Below are 21,965 nucleotides of genomic sequence, written 5' to 3'. Positions count from 1 at the left end.
TTACAGTTTGCGTAAACGAATGATTACAAAGCCAAAGCCAAAAAAGCGACTACGCCGGAACAGGCCCGGCGTTAATCAAAGGGGACTTAGCGGGTCAGTACCGCATTAAGCGAAGGAGCGTGACGCAGGATCTGCCAGGCGGCTAAAACGTGCCCGGGAATATCCACCGCCTCAATAAATCCACGGCCATTGGGGCCGTAACCGTCTTTATCGTTGCGCAGCCGGGGGATCTCGCCAACAATCAGCGAAAGATAGCGATCCACCGGCCACAGCCCCTCCCCGGCGGTAAAACGGGTTTCGCGTGGCGTGACGGTGAGCGTCGGCACTATCCCCGGTACGTTAAACCATTCGACCTGAGATTCATCGTCGCGCCAGACGCGGGCGAACGTCGCCGCAGTACGGCGCTGCATGGTCGGATCCTGCACCAGGATCGCCTGACGCGGCAGTAAGCGAAGCGCGTGCATCCTGTCGCGGGTAAAGGCCGTGTTTTCGCCGCAATTAGTGGATTTATCCTCCACCAGCAGTTTATCGGCGGGGATGTTCCAGAACCGGCCTGCGATATCCGCCAGGATTGCCGCTTCGCTGCGCCCGGTGGTGGGCAGCAGGTTATAGCGCGGGTGGCGCGCCACGGCGGCATACAAAAACGGCGTGGAATGGCCGATCCCACCGCTGATCAGCAGCGGGACATCACGCGCAGCGGCTTCCCGGCACGCCGCATCGATAGCGGGCATCGCCGCATTGCCTGCCAGCACCACCAGGCCGATTTCTTTCGCATCCGCCAGCGCGGCGCTGTCATCCTGCGCCAGCCACTCCCCAAGCGTATTCGCAGCATCAATCAGTTCGGTCGATAAAGGAGGAAATGGCGTCATCGTTTGGCACTCTATGTTAAAAACCAGCGACCAGTGTATCGTCGCCCAGTAAGGGTTGCAGGGAGAAGGATCCGAAAGCGTTACTCCTGCTTATCGCGATACAGACTTCCCTGGCCCGACCGCGCCCTTCCCCATAATTCTTCATCGCTCAGCCCGGTTTGAATCAGCTCAATCGGCACGCCTGCATCGTTGATCACCGCCACGAAATAGTCGTCGATGGGCTCATACGGACCCAAAATGACCTCCTCGCCTTCAATGGCCTGCTGTAAATCATCCACCTTAAACGCCACGTGCGGAACGGTTTTTAAGAGCGGATGCAGCGGCGAATCCTCGGTAAAACGGTGCCACTGCACGCGAAACTTGCCGGGGTTATCGGTGGTGTACATCCCCGCATTAGCGCTGTAGATCCCTTCCTGAACCCCGTCCTGCAACGGGATGCCGACATGGTGAAAGGTATAGTGGATATCAGGTTTCATAAGGGTTATCCGATGGCAGATGAAGGGTTAACGTAACCTGATCCAGCACGCCTTCTACCAGCGCCTGGGCGTTTTCAAACGGGCTGATGCGGGCAATGCCGTTAAGACGTTTATCGATCAGCAGCGTCGCCAGGCCGTGCAGATAGGCCCAGGCGACGGTGACGCGCATCGCCGCCGCGTCATCCATGGCGATCTGCCCATCGCCCGCCTGCGGCGCGACGCTGCGCGCCATCATAAACATAGCGCGGCGCATGGCGGAAAGCAGGTTTTGATTAGACAGGCTGATAATCTCGTTACGAAACATCAGCCCAAACAGTTGGGGATGTGCAGCGGCGAAATGAACATAGGTTTTCGCCATCGCGCGCCGCCGCGCCGCATCGTCCACGCAGTTTTCCGTGGCGTTAAACAGCGCCGCCGCCAGCCGCTGATATCCCCGGGCCGCCAGTTCGCTGAGCAAATTCGCCAGATCCCCAAAATGATGCTTCGGCGCCGTATGCGACACCTGCGCTTCCCGCGCGATGGCGCGCAGCCCGACCCCCGCCAACCCGTCGCGCACCAGCACGCGCTCGGCGGCTTCCAGTACCGCTTCCGGTAAACTACCGTGGTGGTAGGGGCGTTTCTCATCCATCGTTCAGGCTCCTTAGCTGCGCTAAATCTTACCAATGTAAAAATAAACTTTCCCGGTTAAACCGCCCGTCAACGCCACTGCATTGCGTCGCTGTGTAAAACGGAGGATGGACAATGGAAAATTGCGCCAATTTGCGGCATCATTCTGCGCCTTTGAGGCTCCGGCACGTTTAACGATAAAACCAGGTATTCACGCGTTATGAAAACCCGTTACACCTTCATCGCCCTTGCAGCGCTGTTCACGCTTAGCGGGTGCAGCACCCCTTCCCAGCTCCGCGCCCAGTATGACGTGGATTGCAATCAAAAATCTGACGGCGATCAGAAAGCCTTTGATACCTGTTACAGCCAGTCAAAAAACGCGATTCGCCAGCGGATGAATTTCGTTAACCCACTCGGCGCAGCGGAGCTGGCGCAAATTCTTGAGAAACTTGATGCGCAAAAAGCCGCCTTCAAACCGAAGCCGAAACCGAAACCGCTGACCGGCGAAGAGTATCAAAAGCTGGTGGTGGCGGAATTAAATAAACGCCTGAACGACGAGCAGGCTATCTATTCCGGCCAGGCCTGTGACGTGTTGATGAGCGTCAATGCCGACGGCACCATTAATGAGATTGAAGGCACCCCGGCGCTGCCGCGCGCGCAGGCCGCCGCAGCCAGCGTCGCCATGGCCGATGCCAGTATCGACGCCGCCCTCGCGAACGGGCCGTCCAGCGACGAAAACGCCGCCACGCCTATCGCGCCGCCGGAAATCCAGCAACAGCAAAACGGCGGCTCGCTGTGCGCGGCGTTTATCAACACCGCCAAAGCCAGCCCGCTGCCGAAACCGCCGCTGGCCAACGGTGAAAGCAGTTTTCCGGTATCCTTTACCTATGAAGATGACGCGAAGCCGCAGAGTTAACCAATAAAAAAGGCTGCACGTTTTGTGCAGCCTTGTTGTTTATGCCGCGCCGACCTGCTCCATCGCCTGAAGCACGCGCTTATCGGATATCGGATACGGCGTCCCGAGCTGTTGCGCGAAGTAGCTGACCCGCAACTCCTCAATCATCCAGCGGATCGCGGTGACTTCATCGTCGTCACGGCGCGCGGCGGGCAGTTTATTCAGCCACTGCTGCCACGCCTGCTGCACCGCTTCCACTTTCAGCATCTGGGCGCGATCGCGGTGCGGATCGATAGCCAGCTTCTCAAGCCGTTTTTCGATGGCCTGCAAATAGCGCAGGGTATCGCCGAGGCGCTGATAGCCGTTGCCGGTGACAAAGCCGCGATACACCAGCCCGCTCATCTGGGCTTTGATATCCGACAGCCCCAGCGCCATGGTCATGTCGACCCGGCCCTTCAGCCGCTTGTTGATGTTAAACACCGCCGTCAGGATCTGCTCCACCTGTTTGGCGATATCCACCACCGTCTCGTTAAGCTCTGCGCGCACTTTTTCGTGCAGCACGGCGAAACCTTCTTCGGTCCATACCGGCCCGCCGTGTTCGGCAATCAGCTTATCGACGCCGCAGGAAATGCAGTCGTCGATCAGATCCAGCACTTTACCGTACGGGTTGAAGTAAAGCCCCAGCTTGGCTTTGTTGGGCAATTTCTCGTGCAGATACTTAATCGGCGACGGGATATTCAACAACAGCAAACGCCGCAGCCCGCGCCACATGGCGTTCTGCTGATCCTGCGGGTTATCGAACAGCTTGATGCCCACGCTCTCTTTTTCATCCACCAGCGCCGGCCAGGCCTTCACCTGGTAGCCGCCGCGCTTCTGCTGGTAGTGATCCGGCAGCGTGCCGAAGCTCCAGATATGCAGCCCGCTTTGTTCGATGCCGTCATCCGCCACGGCGGAGAGCGTTTCCTGCACTTTCTCCTTCAGGCTGCCCTTCAGCGCCGTGAGATCTTTGCCTTCGTTGAGCTTACGATTTTTTTCGTCCACCACCCGGAAAGTCATTTTCAGATGATCGGGCACCTGTTCCCACTGCCACGCTTCGCGATCGACGGTGACGCCGGTCATGCGGCGCAGCTCGCGCTCCAGCGACTCCAGCAGCGGCAACTCCAGCGGCGTGGCGCGCCCTAAGAAGGCTTCAGCGTAGTTTGGCGCGGGCACAAAGTTACGGCGTAACGGCTTGGGCAACGATTTGATCAGCGCGATAATCAGCTCGCGGCGCATCCCCGGCACCTGCCATTCGAAACCGGCGTCTTCCACCTGATTGAGCAGCGGCAGCGGAATATGCACCGTTACCCCGTCGGCGTCGCCGCCCGGCTCAAACTGATAGCTGAGGCGCAGCTTGAGATTGCCCTGATGCCAGAAGTTCGGATAGTCCAGCTTGCTGACTTTCTCCGCGCCCGCTTTGATCAACATGCTCTTTTCGAAATTGAGCAGATCCGGGTTCTCTTTACTGGCTTTTTTCCACCAGCTGTCGAAATGCCGGGCCGAAATCACCTCATGGCCGATGCGCTGGTCGTAAAACTCAAACAGCGATTCGTCATCCACCAGAATGTCGCGACGGCGCGATTTGTGTTCCAGCTCTTCCACTTCGGCACGCAGCTTCTGGTTATCCCGGAAGAAGGCGTGACGGGTCTGCCAGTCGCCTTCCACCAGCGCGTGGCGGATAAACAGTTCGCGGCACAGCGCCGGGTCGATTTGGCTGTAATTCACCTTACGCGCCGCGACAATCGGCAGCCCGTAAACCGTGACTTTTTCGGTGGCCATCACCGCGCCCTGCGCCCGCTCCCAGTGCGGTTCGCTATAGCTGCGTTTCAGCAGGTGCCGGGCGACCGGCTCAATCCACTCGGGATCGATGCGCGCGGCAATGCGCCCCCACAGGCGGCTGGTTTCCACCAGCTCGGCGACAATCGTCCATTTGGGCGGCTTCTTAAACAGCCCGGAACCGGGGAAGATCGAGAACCGGGCGTTGCGCGCGCCGGTAAACTCCTGTTTGTCGGTATCCTTCATGCCGATATGCGACAGCAGGCCGGTGAGCAGCGCGGTGTGGATTTCGCGGTACTCCGCCGGTTCGCTGTTCACCGGAATGCCCAGCTCTCTCACCACCTGGCGCAGTTGGGTGTAGATATCCTGCCACTCGCGCACCCGCAGATAGTTCAGGTAATCGGCGCGGCACAGGCGGCGGAACTGGTTCGACGACAGCGCTTTTTGCTGCTCGCCGAGGTAATTCCACAGGTTCACAAACGCCAGGAAATCCGATTCTTTGTCGTGGAAACGGCGATGTTTTTCATCGGAAGCCTGCTGTTTATCCATCGGCCGCTCGCGCGGATCCTGAATCGACAGCGCCGAAGTGATAATCATCGCCTCGCGCACGCAACCGAGTTTTTGCGCTTCCAGCACCATGCGCGCCAGACGCGGGTCAACCGGCAGTTGAGACAGCTGGCGGCCCAGCGGCGTAAGTTTGTAAACCGATGCCTGCTCGTCGGTGGTAATCGCCCCCAGCTCTTCCAGCAGGCGCACGCCGTCCTGAATGTTGCGCTTGTCCGGCGCTTCGACAAACGGGAAGGCGGCGATATCGCCCAGCCCCAGCGCGGTCATCTGCAAAATCACCGACGCCAGGTTGGTGCGCAGAATTTCCGGATCGGTAAATTCCGGGCGCGACAGGAAGTCGTCTTCGGAATAGAGACGGATACAGATGCCTTCCGACACGCGGCCGCAGCGGCCTTTACGCTGATTGGCGGAGGCCTGCGACACCGGCTCGATCGGCAGGCGCTGCACTTTCGTGCGGTAGCTGTAGCGGCTGATGCGCGCCTGGCCCGGATCGATGACGTATTTAATGCCCGGCACGGTCAGCGAGGTTTCCGCCACGTTGGTCGCCAGCACGATGCGCCGCCCGGTATGGGACTGGAAAATCCGGTTCTGCTCGCTGTTGGACAAGCGCGCATACAGCGGCAGCACTTCCGTATGCGGCAGATTGAGCTTGTTCAGGCCGTCGGCGGTATCGCGGATTTCCCGCTCGCCGCTCATGAAGATCAGAATATCGCCGGGCGCTTCGTGGCTCAGCTCGTCGACGGCATCGAAAATCGCCTGCAACTGGTCGCGCTCGGTATCATCGGCGTCTTCGACAATCGGGCGATAGCGCACTTCAACAGGATAAGTGCGCCCGGAAACTTCGATAATCGGCGCATGGTTAAAGTGGCGCGAAAAGCGTTCCGGGTCGATGGTCGCCGAAGTGATAATCACCTTGAGATCCGGACGACGCGGCAGCAGCTCTTTCAGATAGCCGAGCAGGAAATCGATGTTCAGGCTGCGTTCGTGCGCTTCATCGATAATCAGCGTGTCGTACTGCATCAACAGCCGGTCCTGCTGGATTTCCGCCAGCAGGATCCCGTCGGTCATCAGTTTGACCTGGGTGGATTCGCTGACATGATCGCTAAACCGCACCTTATAGCCCACCGCGCCGCCCGGCTCGGTTTTCAGCTCATCGGCAATACGGTTCGCCACGGTACGCGCCGCCAGACGACGCGGCTGAGTGTGGCCGATTAACCCGGTAATGCCGCGCCCCAGCTCCATACATATTTTCGGCAGCTGGGTGGTTTTCCCCGAGCCGGTTTCCCCGGCGACAATCACCACCTGGTTATCGCGAATGGCGGCCAGGATGTCGTCTTTTTTCTGGCTGACCGGCAGGTTATCCGGATAGGTAATCTCAGGGCGCGCGGCAAGGCGCAGCTGAATTTTCCCTGCCGCTTCGTTGATATGCTGCTCCAGCTCGGCAAAGACGGCCTGCCGGGCATCAGGATTTTTCACTTTTTTCGCGCCATGCAGACGGCGCGCGAAACGCTGGCGATCTTTCAGCATCAGCGTATCAATGCGCGCCATCAGCGCGTTAAAATTCAGGTTTTTGGTTTCCATGGTGCTTTTAAACGTTAGGTGCACAAGGTGTTAAGGCGTCGAGCGCGATGGGGCGTAGAGTATCACATCGCTCACTTCCACGCCTTGTTCAATAAATTCGAACATAGAAATCGATATATTGCGCTATCACTGCAATCGGATTGTGAATAAAGTGTTTTCAAGCAAGGGGCACATCCCCGATTACTAAATAAAAGGAACCACCCATGAGCAAAGTATTAGTTCTCAAATCAAGCATTTTGGCAGGGTATTCACAGTCTAACCAGTTGTCTGATTATTTTGTCGACCAGTGGCGCGAGCAGCACAGCGCGGATGACATCACCGTGCGCGATCTGGCGGCAAACCCCATTCCGGTACTGGACGGTGAACTGGTTGGCGCGCTGCGCCCGAGCGATGCCCCGCTGACTCCGCGTCAACAGGAGGCGCTGGCGCTGTCGGATGAACTGATTGCCGAGCTGAAAGCCCATGACGTGATTGTTATTGCGGCGCCGATGTACAATTTCAACATCCCGACCCAGTTGAAAAACTATTTTGACCTGGTGGCCCGCGCGGGTGTGACGTTCCGTTATACCGAGAAAGGCCCGGAAGGTCTGATTACCGGTAAACGTGCGATTGTGCTGTCCAGCCGTGGCGGTATCCATAAAGACACCCCGACCGACCTGATTGCCCCGTACCTGAGCGTGTTCCTTGGCTTTATCGGCATCACCGATGTGAATTTCGTGTTCGCGGAAGGCATTGCCTACGGTCCGGAAGTGGCGACCAAAGCGCAAACCGATGCCAAAGCGGCGATTGATAGCCTGGTCGCAGCCTGAGTTTCCATCCTGAATACCTGAAAAGTGGGCCTCGCGCCCACTTTTTTTATGGCTACACCACTTCCCAGGGCGTTTCATCCAGCGTGATCGTCAGCGCCTCCCCGTCCCGTTGATACCCCACTGTATACTGGTGCTCGTCATGCATATTGCGATCGCAGCAGGGTTCAAAATAGTGCGTCAGGCAGCGGAAAGTGAACTGTTTGTCATCGAGGCTGACGATTTCAAACGATTCCGGTTGATAGGCGTAACGACGATCGCCGGGAAATTCCGACATCACGAAGCGCTCGAAAATCCCCGCATGGCGCGTAATAAGCTGAATAAGCTGCTGTTTATCCTGCGCATCGATACCATCCAGCGGCAGGCGAAATGTGTGTTGTTCCATGACGGCTCTCCATCAAAATGAGAATAACAGCGTAGCATTTCAGGCCTGCGCCGGAGACTACCCGTCAGGGGTAGCCGCTAGCGTTGTGTGCGATTAGGCTTCAACATATCGCTGCGATTGTTAAGCAGCGTTTCTACCTCTTCATCCGCTTTAATATGAATTTCGTGATCGATTTTTACGTTCATATTGATGGTGATCGGCTCTTTCGGTGCCGCCACCTCAATGCGCGGCGTGCAGCCGCTGAGCACCGGAAACAGCAGCGCCAGCCCGGTTGCTAACATCACTCTCATTGGGGTTCCTCACAGGTTTCGCCGGTTTTGCACTCCGCTGCCGGCAAACTTGCATGTTGTTCAAGCCAGGCCTGAAGATTGTCGCCAAACCGCAAGCTGCGCCACAGGGTAAAGAGATTCTCTTCATGCTGATAGTTCAACTTCACGGTGTTACTTTTTCCGTCGATGCGGCTGGTGCCCTGGAGTTCAGCATGCAGCGTCAGCACCCCGAGGTTGGTCAGATTCAGCCGCGTCCAGGAGCGGGCGATCTCCATATAGCGCAGCCAGTTGATGCCGACGCCCGCCGCCATATTGTCTTTGACGATGGCGTCCGCCATATCTTTGTCCAGCCGCAGCGTCATCGGGCCGGGGTTAGTCAGCCAGCCGTCTTTGATGATCCATTCCGGATTATCCAGCCACAGCGGCAGCGCCCCGTTCACCCGCCCGGAAAGGGTAAACTGTTTTGGGTTAAGCGCCGTAATCAGCTCGCTGGAGGAGATGTTGTTTACCCGCAGCAGCGCCGCATCGCGCTGAGGCATCCGCAACTGCTGCATACTGATATTGCCGCCCAGCACGTCAACGCTGACATTGCTGAGGATCAGCGGCTGCTGTTCGCTCCACGGATACCAGCCTTGCAGATCCGCCGTGAGATGCTGCGCGACGACCTGGTTTTCCACGCTGCCGATCCGCAGCCTCACCGGGCCGCGGGTGCCGAGTTGCCAGGTCGAGTCGCTGAAGCGGAACGGCAGCACAAAATCGACGCCGTCGAATTTGTTATCCGGCATCCAGGCGCTGCCGCCCTTAAGCACGCCGTGCCCGCCCGCTTCGAAACCCTGCTCCGCCGCTGCCGAGAACGCAATTTGGGCGTAGAAACTGCCGTCGCGCAGCGCCATTTTCCAGTCAGGCGGGATCAGCGGCTGGAACACCGCCAGCGGCTGCGCGGGCCACCACGCCTGGCCGCGCAGGCGAATGCCATCCCAGCGGCCGTTGACCTGCACCGGACCAATCTCATCGGCATGCAGATCGCCTTTGAACTGGAATGACGTCGGATCGCTGCCCTGAACGCTGAAGTTAAGCCGCGACGGCGGCAGGACGCTGCCGCCGGTAAAGGACGTTTCACCGGCGTCGAGGGTCAACGCCCCTTCAAACAGCGGATGCGCCGCGTCGCGCACCCAGCGCACCGGTGTGTTCATCGTCAGGCGCGGCGCGTTGATGCGCATCGCGCCGTATTGCAGCTTATCGAATCCGGTAGAGAGCGTATTCAGCGTGATGGTGCTGTCGCGCCATTCGCCAGTGCCCTTCACGTCCCAGCGCGCCTGCATCGGCGTAAAGCCGCCCTCTCCCCAGTAGCGCCACTGCCACAGGCCGCTGTCGGGTAAAAAGTCGCTCGCCTGGCCGTAGAGGTGCAGTTCAAAATCGCCCATTTGCTGTTCATGGGCGCGCAAAATAGCCTGTAGCCTGCCGTCCACGCCGGTCGAGGCGACTTTCACCCCCGCCAGCGGCCAGCGAATTTCATCAATATTCAGCGAGTCGATTACCCGCCCGCGCGAACGCAGCAGCGCGCCCGGCGCGAAGCGCAACTGCGGGTCAAGCAGCGGGCCGCTCAGCGTCCCCGGCAGTATCGCGTAGAAAATCATTTGATCCTGTTTGGCTTCTCCGGTGAGCTGCACCGGCATGGCGCTCTCCGTGAGGCTCAATTTGCCGGGGCCAAAATTGAGCACCGCGTTGCCTTTCCCGGCAGCCCCCTGGGTCACCACGTTCAGCCGTCCGCTGATAAGCGCCGCATCCAGCCCCTGCTGCCAGTTATCGGCATGAATAGCCAGCCGGCCGCTAAGCGGCATTCCCTCCAGCGCCCAGTGCCAGCGCCCGTCGCTGATAGATAGCCGATCGGCCGTCACGCTCCAGGGCAGATCGAGCAGCGGATCGGGATCGTCCGGCGAGCTAATCAGCAACTGGCCGCGATTGTGCTCCCATTCCAGCTCGGCATCCGCCAGCGGCAGCGGCCCGGGCAGATGCACGCGGGTACTGAGGTGCCCCTGGGTCGGCAACCCGTCCGGCAACAGGCCCAGCGTCACTTCGCCCGCCAGCGACAGGGGCTCCTGCCCTTCAATGGCCTGCAGGGAGAATGATGTGATGGTGGCGGTTTGGCCGGTGATCTGCGCGGCCAGAGAAACGGCATCACCCCGGTAGCGGATGGTCTGGCGCGTCGGGGTCAGCCCAACCTGTAATTCCCCGGCAAACTGCTGCCAGGGCGATAAGGTGAATTTTTTTACCGTCAGCCAGCTGTAAGGCAGCATCGCCTGCCATTCAGCCAGGGTGCGCGGCGCGGCGGGATCCTCTTCTCCGACAGGAAGCTGGTTGAAACAGGCGCTGTTCAGGTCGAGCGCGTCGACGTCGAGCTTCCAGCGGCTGGGATGGCTGAGCGTGGCGTGAGTCACTGTTGCCAGCTGGCAATCCCCCGCCAGATAGCTGAGATGCGGGATCACCACGCTGTTGCGCGTTATGCGCGGGCTCTCTTCCAGCGCTATGCGGGTGCCCGGCGGCAGCCAAATCCCCACCAGCCCCGGCAACCAGTGTGCCACCGTTAACAGCAGCGCCAGCGGCAGCAGAACCAGCAGCAGCGCAAGGGCGATAAGAGCTCGGTATTTACCCCTCATGGGTGATTAATATCCTGATATTAATAGAGATTTAAACGGGCTGTCCCGCGCATTGTGCCATTTTTGCAAGCTCTGGTGAACCTGGCCGTTGATATAAGCGTAGTTGGCCTAAAATTATTGATAACCCTGACTTTCATATCCGCTATTTTAGACTTTGTAAGAAAATTTGAATCATGCTAACGTGATCACAGAAAATCACTGGAGAATGTCTTATGAAACTGGCCGTGTATAGCACAAAACAGTATGACAAGAAGTATCTGCAGCATGTTAACCAGGATTATGGTTACGATCTCGAATTTTATGACTTCCTGCTTACTGAGAAGACCGCGAAAACCGCGCACGGCTGCGACGGCGTATGCATTTTCGTCAACGATGACGGCAGCCGCCCGGTGCTTGAAGAGCTGAAAAATCAGGGCGTGAAGTTTATCGCCCTGCGCTGCGCCGGGTTTAACAACGTTGATTTAGACGCCGCCAAAGAGCTGGGGTTGCGCGTGGTGCGCGTCCCGGCCTATTCCCCGGAAGCCGTTGCCGAACACGCTATCGGCATGATGATGTGCCTTAACCGTCGCATTCATCGCGCCTATCAGCGCACCCGTGATGCCAACTTCTCCCTGGAAGGGTTAACCGGTTTTACCATGCACGGTAAAACCGCCGGGATTATCGGCACCGGGAAAATCGGCGTCGCCACGCTGCGCATTTTAAAAGGCTTCGGGATGCGCCTGCTGGCGTTTGATCCGTACCCGAGCGCGGCGGCGCTGGATATCGGCGTGGAATACGTCGATTTACCGACACTGTTCTCCCATTCGGACGTGATCTCCCTGCACTGCCCGCTCACGCCGGAAAACTACCACCTGTTAAACCAGGCGGCGTTCGATCAGATGAAAAACGGCGTGATGATCATCAACACCAGCCGCGGCGGGTTGATTGACTCGCAGGCCGCCATTGACGCCCTGAAGAATCAAAAAATCGGTTCGCTGGGCATGGACGTGTATGAGAACGAGCGCGATCTGTTCTTTGAAGATAAGTCCAACGACGTGATCCAGGATGACGTGTTTCGCCGTCTGTCCGCCTGCCATAACGTGCTGTTTACCGGCCATCAGGCGTTCCTGACTGAAGAAGCGCTGATCAGCATTTCTGAAACCACGCTGGATAATTTGCGCCAGCTGGAAAACGGCGGCGAGTGCCCGAACGCGCTGGTGTAGGTCTTTTAAGACAATCCTCAATGATTACGCGCACATGACGTGGCACACTCAGCGCGTAATCATTGATGGCGTAAATACTTAGGGAGGAGTTATGAAGAAATTAACTTGTTTAGCACTCGGCATCGCCCTGCTTGCCGGCTGCGCGCAATCCGCCAGCGACGCGCTGTCCTCGAAAGACCTTGAGCACCGCCGCTACGTGCTGGAAAGCGTGGACGGTAAACCCCTTACCGCAAGCCAGCGCCAGCTGGACATCAGCTTTGGCGAAAATCTGCACGTTGCGGGCAGCATGTGCAACCGCTTTATGGGCCAGGGCAAACTGGACGGCAACGTGCTGAAAGTGGACGGCATGGCCTCCACCCGGATGCTGTGCGCCGAGCCTGAGCTTAACCAGCTGGATAACCTGATCGGTGAACTGCTGACGACTGGCGCGACGATAGACGTTAATCCGCAATCGCTGACGTTACAAAACTCGCAACATACCCTGGTTTATAAGCAGGCCGACTGGGTCAATTAATAGCTGGCGCAGCTGCCGGAGGCTAAAGCGGCTTCGCTACAGCGTTTGCCGTTCGGTAGCGCACACATGCCGATTAACGAACCGTCCAGCTGTCGCGCTGAGAGCGCTGCGCCGCCCACCATCGCGCAGTTCGCCTCGCCGGCGCTGGACATCGCGGCTTTCATGCCTGGCGCTACGTGCGCCGCCGTTGCCTGTTGAACCGGTTCGTTGCTGCACGCGGACAAAAACAGTGCCGCACACCCCACTAAAAACGCTGCACGCATGACGCTCCCCTCATTAATAAACAGCAAAACCCCTGCAATATAGGCGAGCCAACGCCGTCACGTCGAGAGCCCCCGCGCCACTTTCGGCGTCTGGACACATTTTTTAGCAATTTTATGGTTATTCGCGCCTGAAACGGCCAGAAGATATATCGAGGACACAAAAGCGAAAATGGCCCGGATTGCGCTTTGCTAAACTTAATGAATTATTTCAGGACTCCACATTGAGGGAGTTTATTTCATTTTGCGCAATGTAAGGGTGTCGAATGATCACAATTGACGGTAACGGCGCAGTCGCCTCGGTGGCGTTTCGCGCCAGCGAGGTGATTGCTATCTACCCCATCACCCCCAGTTCTACCATGGCGGAGCAGGCCGACGACTGGGCTGGCAATGGGGTAAAAAACGTGTGGGGCGATGTCCCGCGCGTAGTGGAAATGCAGTCAGAAGCCGGGGCGATCGCCACGGTACACGGCGCGCTGCAAACCGGCGCGCTGTCAACGTCGTTCACGTCTTCGCAGGGATTGTTACTGATGATCCCGACCCTGTATAAACTTGCCGGGCAGCTCACCCCGTTTGTGCTGCACGTGGCGGCACGCACCGTTGCAACCCACGCGCTGTCGATTTTCGGCGATCATTCCGACGTGATGGCGGTGCGCCAGACCGGTTGCGCTATGCTGTGCGCCAGCAGCGTTCAGGAAGCGCAGGATTTCGCCCTGATTGCCCATATCGCCACCCTGAAAAGCCGGGTGCCGTTTATTCATTTCTTTGATGGTTTCCGCACTTCCCACGAAATCAACAAAATCGTCCCGCTCTCTAACGAAACGCTGTTAAGCCTGCTACCGCAAGAAGAAATTGACGCCCACCGCGCAAGAGCGCTGAACCCGGAACATCCGGTGATCCGCGGCACCTCCGCCAACCCGGATACGTACTTCCAGTCCCGGGAAGCCACCAACCCGTGGTACGACGCGGTGTACGACCACGTTCAGCAGGCGATGGACGACTTCGCGGCGGCAACCGGCCGCCAGTACCGGCCCTTTGACTATTACGGACACCCTGAAGCGGATCGCGTTATCGTGCTGATGGGCTCCGCGATTGGCACCTGTGAAGAAGTGGTGGACGAACTGCTGACGCGCGGCGAGAAAGTCGGCGTGCTGAAAGTTCGGCTGTTCCGCCCGTTCAACGCCAGCCAGATGCTGGATGCGCTGCCGCAAAGCGTGCGTCATGTCGCCGTGCTGGATCGCACCAAAGAGCCCGGCGCGCTGGCGGAGCCGCTGTATCTCGACGTGATGACCACCCTGGCGGAAGCCTTCAGCCGCGGCGAACGCGAAACGCTGCCGCGCGTGACTGGCGGCCGTTATGGCCTGTCATCGAAAGAATTCGGGCCGGACTGCGCGCTGGCCGTCTTTGAAGAGCTGCGCCAGGCAAAGCCGAAATCGCGCTTTACGGTGGGGATTTATGACGACGTCACCCATCTCTCGCTGCCGCTGCCGGAAAACACCCTGCCGTCTCGCGCCAAACTGGAAGCGCTGTTCTACGGTCTGGGCAGCGACGGAAGCGTGTCGGCCACCAAAAACAATATCAAAATTATCGGTAACGCCACGCCGTGGTACGCCCAGGGCTATTTTGTCTATGACTCCAAAAAGGCCGGCGGCCTGACGGTTTCCCACCTGCGCGTCAGTGAAAAACCGATTAATTCCGCCTATCTGGTGGATAAAGCCGATTTCGTCGGCTGCCACCAGTTGCAGTTTATCGATAAATACCAGATGGCCGAACGGCTGAAACCCGGCGGGATCTTCCTGCTCAACACGCCGTACAGCGCTGAAGAGGCGTGGGATCGTCTGCCGCAGGATGTGCAGGCGGTGCTGAACCAGAAACAGGCGCGGTTCTACATTATCAATGCCCAGAAAATCGCCCGCGAATGCCAGTTGGGCGCGCGTATCAATACGGTGATGCAGATGGCGTTTTTCCATCTGACCCAGATTCTGCCGGGCGACAGCGCCCTGCAACAGCTACAGGGCGCGATCGCCAAAAGCTACAGCAGTAAAGGCCAGGAGCTGGTGGAGCGTAACTGGCAGGCGCTGGCGCTGGCGCGGGAATCGATTTCTGCGGTGCCATTGCAGCCGGTGAACAGCCAGAGCGCCAGCCGTCCGCCGGTGGTTTCCGATGCCGCGCCGGATTTCGTCAAAACCGTGACTGCCGCGATGCTGGCGGGCCTCGGCGACGCGCTACCGGTTTCTGCCCTGCCGCCGGACGGCACCTGGCCGGTGGGCACCACCCGCTGGGAAAAACGCAATATCGCCGAAGAAATTCCGATCTGGAAACCCGAGCTGTGTACCCAGTGTAACCACTGCGTCGCCGCCTGCCCGCACTCGGCGATCCGCGCCAAAGTGGTCTCCCCCGAGGACATGGAAAACGCGCCGGAGGCCCTGCAATCGCTGGACGTGAAATCCCGCGATATGCGCGGCCAGAAATATGTTTTACAGGTCGCGCCGGAAGACTGCACCGGTTGTAACCTGTGCGTGGAAGTCTGCCCGGCGAAAGATCGCCAGAACCCGGAAATCAAGGCCATCAATATGATGTCGCGCCTTGAGCATGTGGAAGAAGAGAAAGCGAATTACGATTTCTTCCTCGATCTGCCGGAAATTGACCGCAGCAAACTGGAACGCATCGATATTCGTACCTCGCAGCTGATCACCCCGCTGTTTGAATACTCCGGCGCCTGTTCCGGCTGCGGCGAAACGCCGTATATCAAGCTGCTGACCCAGCTGTACGGCGACCGGTTGCTGATTGCCAACGCCACCGGCTGCTCGTCGATTTACGGCGGCAATCTACCCTCCACGCCGTATACCACCGACGCCAACGGGCGCGGCCCGGCCTGGGCCAACTCGCTGTTTGAAGATAATGCCGAATTCGGCCTCGGTTTCCGCTTAACCGTGGATCAACACCGGGCCCGCGTGATGCGCCTGCTGGAACAGTTTGCCGATAAGATCCCGGCGGAGCTCAACGCGCAGCTGCGCGCCGGGGCCACGCCGGAGGTGCGCCGTGAGCAGGTCGCCCGGTTGCGCCAGCATCTTGCCGGGGAAACCAGCGCCGGAGCGCGCCAGCTGTTGACCGACGCCGACGCGCTGGTGGAAAAATCCATCTGGCTGATTGGCGGCGACGGTTGGGCCTACGATATCGGCTTCGGGGGGCTCGACCACGTGCTGAGCCTGACCGAGAACGTCAATATTCTGGTGCTGGATACCCAGTGTTATTCCAATACCGGCGGCCAGGCGTCGAAAGCCACCCCGCTCGGCGCGGTGACCAAATTTGGCGAGCACGGCAAGCGTAAAGCGCGTAAAGATCTCGGCGTCAGCATGATGATGTACGGGCACGTCTACGTGGCGCAGATTTCGCTGGGCGCGCAGCTTAACCAGACGGTGAAAGCGATTCAGGAAGCGGAGGCCTATCCGGGGCCGTCGCTGATTATCGCCTACAGCCCCTGCGAAGAGCACGGCTACGATCTGGCGCTCAGCCACGATCAGATGCGCCAGCTCACGGCGACCGGCTTCTGGCCGCTGTACCGCTTCGATCCGCGTCGCGCCGATGAGGGTAAACTGCCGCTGGCGCTGGATTCGCGTCCGCCGTCAGACGCGCTGGCCGAAACGCTGCTCAACGAGCAACGCTTCCGCAGGCTCAATTCGCAGCAGCCGGAGGTGGCGGAACAGTTGTGGAAGGATGCCACGGCGGATCTGCAAAAACGCTATGACTTCCTGGCGCAGATGGCCGGAAAAGCCGAGAAAGCCAGCAGCGAGTAAGCAGGCTTTATAAACAAAAATCCCCGCGTTTGAGCGGGGATTTTTTATCGGCCAAAGGTTATTTCAGCAGGCGCACTTTGCAGGACTTGCCTTTGATTTTCCCCTGCTGGAGCTGCTTCCAGGCGTGACGGGCTACCGACTGGCGCACCGCCACGTAGGCGTGCATCGGATGCATGTCGATTTTGCCGATGTCCGCGCCGTCCAGCCCCATATCGCCGGTGAGCGCGCCGAGAATATCTCCCGGACGCATTTTGGCTTTTTTCCCACCGTCGATGCACAGCGTCGCCATTTCGGCTTCCAGCGGTTTGATATTATTGCCGATCACCGGCTCGCGCCAGTCCAGCGACAGGCCCAGCATTTCGGACAGAATGGCCGCGCGCTGCGCCTCTTCCGGCGCGCACAGGCTCACCGCCAGACCGCTCTGCCCGGCACGGGCGGTACGGCCAATGCGGTGGACGTGGACTTCAGGATCCCAGGAGAGTTCATAGTTGATCACCATCTCCAGCGACTTGATATCCAGCCCGCGCGCGGCGACGTCGGTGGCCACCAGCACCCGGCTGCTGCCGTTGGCGAAGCGCACCAGCGTTTGATCGCGGTCGCGCTGTTCCATATCGCCATGCAGCGCCAGCGCGCTCTGGCTGTGCTCATTGAGCGCGTCGCACACTTCCTGACAGTCTTTTTTGGTATTGCAAAACACCACGCAGGAGGCGGGCTGATGCTTGCTCAGCAGGCTTAACAGCAGCGGGATTTTCTGCCGACGCGAGGCTTCGTAAAACTGCTGTTCGATGGCGGGCAGTTCGTCCACGCTGTCGATTTCGATGTGCCCGGCGTTGCGCTGTACGCGGTTGCTGATGGCGGCGATGGATTCCGGCCAGGTGGCAGAGAACAACAGCGTCTGGCGCTGCGCTGGCGCATGGCGGATCACTTCGTCAATGGCATCGCTGAAACCCATATCGAGCATGCGATCGGCTTCATCGAGCACCAGAGTTTTGAGCGCGTCCAGCGATACGGTGCCCTTTTCCAGATGATCGAGCAAACGCCCCGGCGTGGCGACAATGATATGCGGAGCATGTTGTAACGAATCGCGCTGCGCCCCGAACGGCTGGCCGCCGCACAGCGTCAGCACTTTGATGTTCGGCAGATAGCGCGCCAGGCGGCGCAGCTCTTTCGCCACCTGATCCGCCAACTCGCGGGTTGGGCACAGCACCAGCGACTGGGTAATAAACTGGCTGGCGTCGATATGCTGGAGCAGGCCCAGCCCAAACGCCGCCGTTTTGCCGCTGCCGGTTTTGGCCTGGGCGCGCACGTCTTTTCCCGCGAGAATGGCCGGTAACGCCGCCGCCTGGACCGGGGTCATGGTGTGGTAGCCCAGCTCGTTAAGGTTGGCGAGCAGTTCGGCAGGCAAAGCGTTTAAGGTTGAAAAAGCAGTCACGGTCATCTCTCTGAAGTCAGGCGGGCCGCTATGCTAGCAGATTCGCGCGGCGCGGTCATTTCGCCGTCAAAAACAATCAGGCCCGATAATCGGGCCTGAAGGTTATTGCGCTTTAAACGGGTCTTTTTCATCGTCTTCGCTGTCGTCGCGCTTGCGGGGGATTTCCCCCTGCTTATTGGGCGCGTCTTTCACCTGACGCTCATCCTCTTCATAGGCGTTACCCGCATTCGGCGCGACCTCAGGCAGCCCTTTGCTGACTTCACCTTCTTTATTGCGCTCATCATTAGTTTTATCAGACATCGTTTTCTCCCATCAGCTGTCGTACGTTAAGTGTAGACGATGGGGGAAAAGCGAGGTTATTCAGCTGGTTTTCGCGCACTTCAGCGCGCTGCCCGTGCCGCCGCGCTCATCGAGGGTTTGCAACACCACCGAATCCGCGCCCAGTTTTAGCGCTTCCATTTGCAGGTCGTTTTTCACCTGCTGCTCGTATTCCGCCATATCCAGGAAAGCCATCGGATTACGGTGCGACACCACGTTGCCGACAAACTGGCACTGCGAGGAAAAAGCGCTGTTGCCTTTGATAATACCGACCTGGTCCGCCTGCGGGTTGACCGTTGCGCATCCTGCAAGGCTAATGAATCCAAGCGCGGCGAGTAATTTTTTCATCATGTCACCTCTGGTTGATTTGCGCGCAGCATAATTTATAAACGGCGTGAATACTTAAACGAAAGGTAACAGGGGAAGAAATAACCGAATGGCGCGCAATGCTGCGCGCCCTGCGCGGATCGTCGCGCGTTATGCCGCCATGCTTCTGCATGCCTCGGCGCACTGGCGGCAGGCCTGTGCGCAGTGCTGGCAATGGTCGTGCTGATGCTGACCGCACTCTTCAGCGCAGGCCTGGCATACGTCGGCGCACACCTGGCAAAGCTGGCGCGCATGTTCGCTATTGAGGGTCATAAACTGCGCGGCCAGGCGGCAAATCGCCGCGCACTGCATATCCAGACCAATGCAGCCGCGCATCATGTCGATATCGGGCTCCTGCAGGCAGGACGCCGCGCAGTGGTCGCAGGCTTCAGCGCACTGGTAACAGGCGGTGATACAGGCTTTCAGATCGTGTTGCATGCTTCTCTCCTGTTCTGGGTTAGGGACTGTTAAGTCTGCACACAATCTGCGGTTATGCCAAAATTGCCTGATTTAAGTTAAATTCGTTCTAAAAAAATGCGAATACCTTGCCTCATCGCATAAGTCATTCTCTTTTCTGGCCGGCCTGAAGCGAAATCCTGCTGGCAATCGTCGTCGTAATCCGTACCATACACGCCACGCAACGCGATGCTCTGACGCAACGGATACGGAGGCACTCCGTATCGTCCCTGAATCAACCGGTCACGCCAACTATGCAAGATAACCAGCAGATTGATAAAAAAACGCAATACAATTTGAACAAACTCCAGAAGCGCCTGCGCCGCAACGTCGGCGAAGCCATTGCCGATTTTAATATGATCGAAGACGGCGACCGGATCATGGTTTGCCTTTCAGGCGGCAAAGACAGCTACACCATGCTGGAGATTTTGCGCAATCTGCAACAAAGCGCGCCGATTAGCTTTAGCCTGGTGGCGGTCAACCTCGACCAGAAGCAGCCGGGCTTCCCGGAGCACGTGCTGCCGGAATATCTGGAAAGCATCGGCGTTGAGTACAAAATCGTCGAAGAAAACACCTACGGGATCGTTAAAGATAAAATCCCGGAGGGTAAAACCACCTGCTCGCTCTGCTCCCGCCTGCGCCGCGGCATTTTGTACCGTACCGCCACCGAACTGGGTGCCACCAAAATCGCGCTCGGCCATCACCGTGACGACATCCTGCAAACCCTGTTCCTGAATATGTTTTACGGCGGGAAGATGAAAGGTATGCCGCCGAAGCTGATGAGCGATGACGGCAAGCATATTGTTATCCGTCCGCTGGCCTACTGCCGCGAAAAAGACATCGAGCGCTTTGCTGAAGCGAAAGCCTATCCGATTATTCCGTGCAATCTGTGCGGCTCGCAGCCTAACCTGCAGCGCCAGGTGATCGCCGATATGCTGCGCGACTGGGATAAACGCTACCCGGGGCGCATTGAGACCATGTTCAGCGCCATGCAAAACGTGGTGCCGTCGCACCTGAGCGATACCAGCCTGTTTGATTTTAAAGCCATCACCCACGGCAGCGACGTGGTGGACGGCGGCGACCTGGCGTTCGATCGCGATGACATTCCGATGCAGCCGGTGGGCTGGCAGCCGGAAGAGGATGAACAGCAGGCTATCAGTAACCGACTGGATATCGTCGAAGTCAAATAAGCACATCGCCCTCTGTTACGAGGGCGTTTTTTTAGCGCTGTGGCGGCGCGGCCAGGATTGGGCCCGGATCGGGCGTGGGTTCAGTGATGGGCTGAGGGCGCGGAATCGGGTCCGGCACCGGAACGGGATCGGTGGGAACCGGGTCGCTCAGGGTAGTGATCATCTTTACCTCCGGAAGTGGCTGTACTTCTTAAGCGTAGATGCCCCTTTCCGGCTGGCAAAAAAAAAGCCGACTGTTTAGAGTCGGCGTCGTACGAATTAAATTGTGCTATGCAGTAATTCAAAAAAGGAAGTAAGACAATATGGAGCGCAACGCCCATCGCTTGACGTTGCATTCACCTGCAGGAGAGATTCTGCCCGCAGTAGCCGTTTTTTTTATTGACTTCGCTCAATAAGAAACGCTTTAAAAGGTTCCAATATTGTTAAAAATGTGAATTTTTACAGCCATTTACTGCGATGCAACCACCAGGTAACACCGCCAATCAGCACCACTAACATCAGGCAAAACAGACTAAAACCTAACCGCCAGTCTCCGCCGGGAATACCGCCCAGGTTCACGCCGAACAAACCGGTTAAGAAGGTGCTGGGCAAAAACACCATCGCCATCAGCGACATGGTATAGGTGCGGCGCGCCAGCGATTCCTGCATCACCTGGGCGATTTCATCGGCCATGATGGCAGTACGCGAAATACAGGCGTCGATTTCATCCAGCCCGCGCCCCAGCCGGTCGGCGATGTCCTGCATTCTGCGGCGATGATCGTCGGTCATCCACGGCAAACGCTCGCTGGCCAGCCGGGCATACACGTCGCGCTGCGGCGCCATATAGCGGCGCATCACAATTAATTGTTTGCGTAACAGCGCCAGAAAGCCGCGCGGCGGGATCTGCTGATCCAGCAGATTATCTTCCAGATCGATGATCTTATCGTGCAGCTCTTCAATAAATTCGCTGGCGTGGTCGGTTAGCGCGTCGCAGATGTCCACCAGCCAGCTGCCGCCGTCTGTCGGGCCGGTGCCGTCGTTAAGATCCTGAACTACGTCGTCCAGCGCCAGCACTTTGCGCTGCCGGGTGGAAACAATCAGCCGCTCATCCATGTACAGCCGCATCGCCACCAGCTGATCCGGGCGCTCATCGGTGCTGCCGTTAATGCAGCGCAACGTGATGAGCGTACCGTCGCCCATGCGTGTCACGCGCGGGCGTGTGCTTTCCCCCGCCAGGGCATCGCGCACGGTATTCGGCAGCAGCGGCGTGGTCGCCAGCCATTGCGCGCTTTCGGAATGGGTATAGTTGAGATGCAGCCAGCAAGGATGCGCTTTATCGATGATGTCGTCGTTATCGAGCGGTTTGACCCCGCCTTTTCCATCCAGTATCCATGCGAATACCGCATCCGGTACATTCAGTTCCGATCCCTTTATCGCCTGCACGTAAGCCTCCTGAGTTGACCGGGCAATGGTGTCAGTCTAGCCTCCTGCCTCTGGCTGGCAAGAGGCTGCCCGGCGTTGTCAT

Annotated in this window: 20 protein-coding genes; 6 read left to right on the top strand and 14 right to left on the bottom strand. The window is 58.4% G+C overall.

Features of this window, described 5'->3' with window-relative positions; all coding sequences use genetic code 11:
- Nucleotides 1–86: 86 nt before the first annotated feature.
- The 3 genes from GV764_RS02265 to GV764_RS02255 form a co-directional block, all read right to left on the bottom strand.
- Nucleotides 87–869 carry a YdcF family protein gene (locus GV764_RS02265; RefSeq protein WP_161658895.1) on the bottom strand — a complete coding sequence of 261 codons (783 nt, stop codon included), beginning with the start codon at nt 867–869 and terminating at the stop codon, nt 87–89.
- Between the two features lie 80 nt (nt 870–949).
- The gene (locus tag GV764_RS02260) at nt 950–1,345 is read right to left on the bottom strand and encodes a VOC family protein (protein ID WP_161658894.1); all 396 of its coding nucleotides are present in this window, start codon (nt 1,343–1,345) and stop codon (nt 950–952) included.
- Nucleotides 1,335–1,973, bottom strand: a complete 639-nt coding sequence (locus GV764_RS02255; protein WP_161658893.1) for a TetR/AcrR family transcriptional regulator — start codon at nt 1,971–1,973, stop codon at nt 1,335–1,337. The genes GV764_RS02260 and GV764_RS02255 overlap by 11 nt, the downstream gene beginning before the upstream one ends.
- A gap of 198 nt (nt 1,974–2,171) precedes the next feature.
- On the opposite strand from GV764_RS02255, the gene GV764_RS02250 reads away from it, so the two are divergent.
- The gene (locus GV764_RS02250; RefSeq protein ID WP_161658892.1) at nt 2,172–2,867 is read left to right on the top strand and encodes a hypothetical protein; all 696 of its coding nucleotides are present in this window, start codon (nt 2,172–2,174) and stop codon (nt 2,865–2,867) included.
- Nucleotides 2,868–2,906: 39 nt separating this feature from the next.
- On the opposite strand, the gene hrpA is transcribed toward GV764_RS02250, so the two are convergent.
- Nucleotides 2,907–6,809 (bottom strand): ATP-dependent RNA helicase HrpA, encoded by a 3,903-nt coding sequence (gene hrpA / locus GV764_RS02245; RefSeq protein WP_161658891.1) that lies wholly within the window; start codon nt 6,807–6,809, stop codon nt 2,907–2,909.
- A 203-nt stretch (nt 6,810–7,012) separates the two neighbouring features.
- On the opposite strand from hrpA, the gene azoR reads away from it, so the two are divergent.
- Nucleotides 7,013–7,618 carry an FMN-dependent NADH-azoreductase gene (azoR, locus tag GV764_RS02240; protein ID WP_161658890.1) on the top strand — a complete coding sequence of 202 codons (606 nt, stop codon included), beginning with the start codon at nt 7,013–7,015 and terminating at the stop codon, nt 7,616–7,618.
- Between the two features lie 52 nt (nt 7,619–7,670).
- Here the strand turns inward: azoR and GV764_RS02235 are convergent, their stop codons facing one another.
- From GV764_RS02235 to GV764_RS02225, 3 genes are all read right to left on the bottom strand, one after another.
- Nucleotides 7,671–8,000 (bottom strand): hypothetical protein, encoded by a 330-nt coding sequence (locus GV764_RS02235; RefSeq protein WP_161658889.1) that lies wholly within the window; start codon nt 7,998–8,000, stop codon nt 7,671–7,673.
- 77 nt (nt 8,001–8,077) lie between these two features.
- Nucleotides 8,078–8,290, bottom strand: a complete 213-nt coding sequence (locus tag GV764_RS02230; RefSeq protein WP_161658888.1) for a YnbE family lipoprotein — start codon at nt 8,288–8,290, stop codon at nt 8,078–8,080.
- Nucleotides 8,287–10,926, bottom strand: a complete 2,640-nt coding sequence (locus GV764_RS02225; RefSeq protein WP_161658887.1) for a YdbH family protein — start codon at nt 10,924–10,926, stop codon at nt 8,287–8,289. The genes GV764_RS02230 and GV764_RS02225 overlap by 4 nt, the downstream gene beginning before the upstream one ends.
- 212 nt (nt 10,927–11,138) lie before the next feature.
- Between GV764_RS02225 and GV764_RS02220 the strand changes: the two genes are divergently transcribed.
- Together GV764_RS02220 and hslJ are read left to right on the top strand one after the other, a co-directional pair.
- Nucleotides 11,139–12,128 carry a 2-hydroxyacid dehydrogenase gene (locus tag GV764_RS02220; RefSeq protein WP_161658886.1) on the top strand — a complete coding sequence of 330 codons (990 nt, stop codon included), beginning with the start codon at nt 11,139–11,141 and terminating at the stop codon, nt 12,126–12,128.
- Nucleotides 12,129–12,219: 91 nt separating this feature from the next.
- Entirely contained in the window at nt 12,220–12,642 is a 423-nt protein-coding gene (gene hslJ / locus GV764_RS02215; protein WP_161658885.1) for a heat shock protein HslJ, read from the top strand.
- Here hslJ and GV764_RS02210 read toward each other — a convergent pair.
- Nucleotides 12,639–12,905, bottom strand: coding sequence for a putative hemolysin (locus tag GV764_RS02210; protein WP_161658884.1), 267 nt, complete (start codon nt 12,903–12,905; stop codon nt 12,639–12,641). The two genes, hslJ and GV764_RS02210, sit on opposite strands and share 4 nt — an antisense overlap.
- 263 nt (nt 12,906–13,168) lie before the next feature.
- On the opposite strand from GV764_RS02210, the gene nifJ reads away from it, so the two are divergent.
- Nucleotides 13,169–16,699 (top strand): pyruvate:ferredoxin (flavodoxin) oxidoreductase, encoded by a 3,531-nt coding sequence (gene nifJ, locus GV764_RS02205; RefSeq protein ID WP_161658883.1) that lies wholly within the window; start codon nt 13,169–13,171, stop codon nt 16,697–16,699.
- Nucleotides 16,700–16,757: 58 nt separating this feature from the next.
- Here nifJ and dbpA read toward each other — a convergent pair whose 3' ends face one another.
- The 4 genes from dbpA to GV764_RS02185 all read right to left on the bottom strand — a co-directional run bounded on the left by dbpA (nt 16,758) and on the right by GV764_RS02185 (nt 19,253).
- On the bottom strand, nt 16,758–18,131 hold the full coding sequence (gene dbpA / locus GV764_RS02200) for an ATP-dependent RNA helicase DbpA (RefSeq protein ID WP_161658882.1): 1,374 nt from the start codon (nt 18,129–18,131) through the stop codon (nt 16,758–16,760).
- A gap of 102 nt (nt 18,132–18,233) precedes the next feature.
- Nucleotides 18,234–18,431, bottom strand: coding sequence for a hypothetical protein (locus GV764_RS02195; RefSeq protein WP_161658881.1), 198 nt, complete (start codon nt 18,429–18,431; stop codon nt 18,234–18,236).
- A gap of 60 nt (nt 18,432–18,491) precedes the next feature.
- The gene (locus GV764_RS02190; RefSeq protein ID WP_161658880.1) at nt 18,492–18,797 is read right to left on the bottom strand and encodes a DUF4156 domain-containing protein; all 306 of its coding nucleotides are present in this window, start codon (nt 18,795–18,797) and stop codon (nt 18,492–18,494) included.
- Nucleotides 18,798–18,926: 129 nt separating this feature from the next.
- Nucleotides 18,927–19,253: a four-helix bundle copper-binding protein gene (locus GV764_RS02185; RefSeq protein ID WP_161658879.1), complete on the bottom strand. Its 327-nt coding sequence runs from the start codon at nt 19,251–19,253 to the stop codon at nt 18,927–18,929.
- Between the two features lie 272 nt (nt 19,254–19,525).
- Here GV764_RS02185 and ttcA point away from each other — a divergent pair, with 272 nt between their 5' ends.
- Nucleotides 19,526–20,461, top strand: a complete 936-nt coding sequence (gene ttcA / locus GV764_RS02180) for a tRNA 2-thiocytidine(32) synthetase TtcA (protein ID WP_161658878.1) — start codon at nt 19,526–19,528, stop codon at nt 20,459–20,461.
- A gap of 31 nt (nt 20,462–20,492) precedes the next feature.
- Here the strand turns inward: ttcA and ynaL are convergent, their stop codons facing one another.
- Nucleotides 20,493–20,624, bottom strand: coding sequence for a proline-rich small protein YnaL (gene ynaL, locus GV764_RS22215; protein WP_269090130.1), 132 nt, complete (start codon nt 20,622–20,624; stop codon nt 20,493–20,495).
- Nucleotides 20,625–20,899: 275 nt separating this feature from the next.
- Complete coding sequence (gene zntB, locus GV764_RS02175; protein ID WP_161658877.1) at nt 20,900–21,883, bottom strand: zinc transporter ZntB; 984 nt, start codon at nt 21,881–21,883, stop codon at nt 20,900–20,902.
- Nucleotides 21,884–21,965: the final 82 nt, after the last annotated feature.

The organism is Atlantibacter hermannii (assembly GCF_009907385.1).
GTDB classification, from domain to species: domain Bacteria; phylum Pseudomonadota; class Gammaproteobacteria; order Enterobacterales; family Enterobacteriaceae; genus Atlantibacter; species Atlantibacter hermannii_A.
The sequence above is the reverse complement of the archived record's forward strand: the minus strand, read 5'-3'. Positions and strand labels throughout refer to the sequence as shown.

Coding starts and splice junctions, on each gene's coding strand:
- GV764_RS02210 (WP_161658884.1), bottom strand. CDS start 12,905: ATGCGTGCAGCGTTTTTAGTGGGGTGTGCGGCACTGTTTTTGTCCGCG.
- hrpA (WP_161658891.1), bottom strand. CDS start 6,809: ATGGAAACCAAAAACCTGAATTTTAACGCGCTGATGGCGCGCATTGAT.
- GV764_RS02190 (WP_161658880.1), bottom strand. CDS start 18,797: ATGAAAAAATTACTCGCCGCGCTTGGATTCATTAGCCTTGCAGGATGC.
- GV764_RS02235 (WP_161658889.1), bottom strand. CDS start 8,000: ATGGAACAACACACATTTCGCCTGCCGCTGGATGGTATCGATGCGCAG.
- GV764_RS02230 (WP_161658888.1), bottom strand. CDS start 8,290: ATGAGAGTGATGTTAGCAACCGGGCTGGCGCTGCTGTTTCCGGTGCTC.
- GV764_RS02220 (WP_161658886.1), top strand. CDS start 11,139: ATGAAACTGGCCGTGTATAGCACAAAACAGTATGACAAGAAGTATCTG.
- GV764_RS02225 (WP_161658887.1), bottom strand. CDS start 10,926: ATGAGGGGTAAATACCGAGCTCTTATCGCCCTTGCGCTGCTGCTGGTT.
- ynaL (WP_269090130.1), bottom strand. CDS start 20,624: ATGATCACTACCCTGAGCGACCCGGTTCCCACCGATCCCGTTCCGGTG.
- nifJ (WP_161658883.1), top strand. CDS start 13,169: ATGATCACAATTGACGGTAACGGCGCAGTCGCCTCGGTGGCGTTTCGC.
- GV764_RS02260 (WP_161658894.1), bottom strand. CDS start 1,345: ATGAAACCTGATATCCACTATACCTTTCACCATGTCGGCATCCCGTTG.
- GV764_RS02255 (WP_161658893.1), bottom strand. CDS start 1,973: ATGGATGAGAAACGCCCCTACCACCACGGTAGTTTACCGGAAGCGGTA.
- hslJ (WP_161658885.1), top strand. CDS start 12,220: ATGAAGAAATTAACTTGTTTAGCACTCGGCATCGCCCTGCTTGCCGGC.
- GV764_RS02195 (WP_161658881.1), bottom strand. CDS start 18,431: ATGTCTGATAAAACTAATGATGAGCGCAATAAAGAAGGTGAAGTCAGC.
- azoR (WP_161658890.1), top strand. CDS start 7,013: ATGAGCAAAGTATTAGTTCTCAAATCAAGCATTTTGGCAGGGTATTCA.
- GV764_RS02265 (WP_161658895.1), bottom strand. CDS start 869: ATGACGCCATTTCCTCCTTTATCGACCGAACTGATTGATGCTGCGAAT.
- ttcA (WP_161658878.1), top strand. CDS start 19,526: ATGCAAGATAACCAGCAGATTGATAAAAAAACGCAATACAATTTGAAC.
- GV764_RS02185 (WP_161658879.1), bottom strand. CDS start 19,253: ATGCAACACGATCTGAAAGCCTGTATCACCGCCTGTTACCAGTGCGCT.
- GV764_RS02250 (WP_161658892.1), top strand. CDS start 2,172: ATGAAAACCCGTTACACCTTCATCGCCCTTGCAGCGCTGTTCACGCTT.